Annotated in this window: 1 protein-coding gene; it reads right to left on the reverse strand. The window is 65.5% G+C overall.

Annotation, left to right across the window (positions count from 1 at the left end; genetic code table 11):
* Nucleotides 1-1920: acetate--CoA ligase (gene acs, locus NN5_RS24540; protein ID WP_067739307.1), on the reverse strand; the 1920-nt coding region annotated here is incomplete at its 3' end.
* Nucleotides 1921-1940 lie beyond the last annotated feature (20 nt).

Raw genomic sequence — 1940 nt, forward strand, 5'->3', positions numbered from 1 at the left:
GATGAGGTTATCGACGACGGAAGGATCTGCAAGGGTGGAGGTGTCGCCGAGGTTGGAGAAATCGTTCTCGCCGATCTTCCGGAGGATGCGGCGCATGATCTTGCCCGAGCGGGTCTTGGGCAGGCCGGGCGCGAACTGGATCACGTCGGGCGTGGCGATCGGGCCGATCTCGTGGCGGACCCACTGGATCAGTTCCTTGCGCAGCGCCTCGTCGGGTTCGACTTCGGCATTGCAGGTGACGAAGGCGTAGATGCCCTGCCCCTTGATCTCGTGCGGCATACCCACCACCGCGGCTTCCGCGACCTTGTGGTGCGCGACAAGCGCGCTCTCGATCTCGGCGGTGCCCATGCGGTGGCCCGAAACGTTGATCACGTCGTCGATGCGGCCGGTGATCCAGTAGTAGCCGTCCTCGTCGCGGCGGCAGCCGTCACCGGTGAAGTAGGTGCCCTTGAAAGTGGTGAAGTAGGTCTGGAAGAAGCGTTCGTGGTCGCCCCAGACAGTGCGCATCTGGCCGGGCCAGGAGTCGGTGATGACCAGGCAGCCGTCGCCCGGGCCCACGATCTCGGTCCCGTCGCTGTCGAGCAGCTTGGGCTGCACGCCGAACATCGGGCGCGTCGCCGAGCCGGGCTTGAGCGCGGTGGCGCCGGGCAGCGGGGTGATCATCACGCCGCCGGTCTCGGTCTGCCACCAGGTGTCGACGATCGGGCAGCGCCCCTCGCCCACCACCTTGTGATACCATTCCCAGGCTTCGGGATTGATCGGCTCGCCCACAGAGCCCAGGAGGCGCAGGGACTTGCGGCTGGTGCTCTTCACCCATTCGTCGCCCTCGCGCATGAGCGCGCGCAGCGCCGTGGGCGCGCCGTAGAAGATCTCGACGTCGAACTTGTCGACCACTTGCCAGAACCGGCTGGGATCGGGGAAGTTGGGCACGCCCTCGAACATCACCGTGGTCGCCCCGTTCATCAGCGGGCCGTAAACGACGTAGGAGTGGCCCGTGACCCAGCCGATGTCGGCCGCGCACCAGTAGATCTGCCCCGGACGGTAATCGAAGACGTATTCGTGCGTCATCGAGGCCCAGACCGAATAGCCGCCGGTGGTGTGCAGCACGCCCTTGGGCTTGCCGGTCGAGCCCGAGGTGTAGAGGATGAACAGCGGGTCTTCCGCGTTCATTTCCTCGGGCGGGCATTCGGCGCTCTGCTGCGCCACCGCGCTCGCCCAGTCGACATCGCGGCCATCGACCATCGGCACGCCCGCGCCGGTATGTTCGAGCACGATCACGGTATCGACGCCGGGGCACCCCTTCAGCGCCTCGTCGACATTGGCTTTCAGCGGGACTTTCTTGCCGCCGCGCAGGCCCTCGTCAGTGGTCAGCACGATCCGGCTGTCGCAGTCGATAATGCGCCCGGCCAGGGCATCGGGCGAGAAGCCGGCGAACACGATCGAGTGGATCGCGCCGATCCGCGCGCAGGCCAGCATCGCCACCGCCGCCTCGGGCACCATCGGCAGGTAGATGGTGACGCGCTCGCCCTTCTTCACGCCGCGGCTTTTGAGCAGGTTGGCAAAGCGGCAGACCTGTTCATGTAGCTGCCGATAGGTGATGCGGCGTTCCGGGTTCTTCGGATCGTCCGGCTCCCACAGGATCGCAATCGCATCGCCGCGCTCCGCCAGGTGCCGGTCAAGGCAATTGGCCGACAGGTTCAAAGTGCCGTCGGTGAACCACGAAATGCCGAAGTCGGCCTCGTCAAAGCTCGTCTGCTTGACCACGCTGAACGGCTTGATCCAGTCAATCCGCCCCGCTTCCTCGCCCCAGAAACCCTCAGGGTCCGAAACCGAACGAGCGTGCATCTCCAGATACCGGTCGTTGTCAATCAGCGCACCTTCCGCCCACGCTTCCGGCACCGGATATATCGCTTCGCTCATTCCCAAATCCTCCTCTCCGG

This window comes from Novosphingobium naphthalenivorans NBRC 102051 (genome assembly GCF_001590985.1).
Lineage (GTDB): Bacteria > Pseudomonadota > Alphaproteobacteria > Sphingomonadales > Sphingomonadaceae > Novosphingobium > Novosphingobium naphthalenivorans.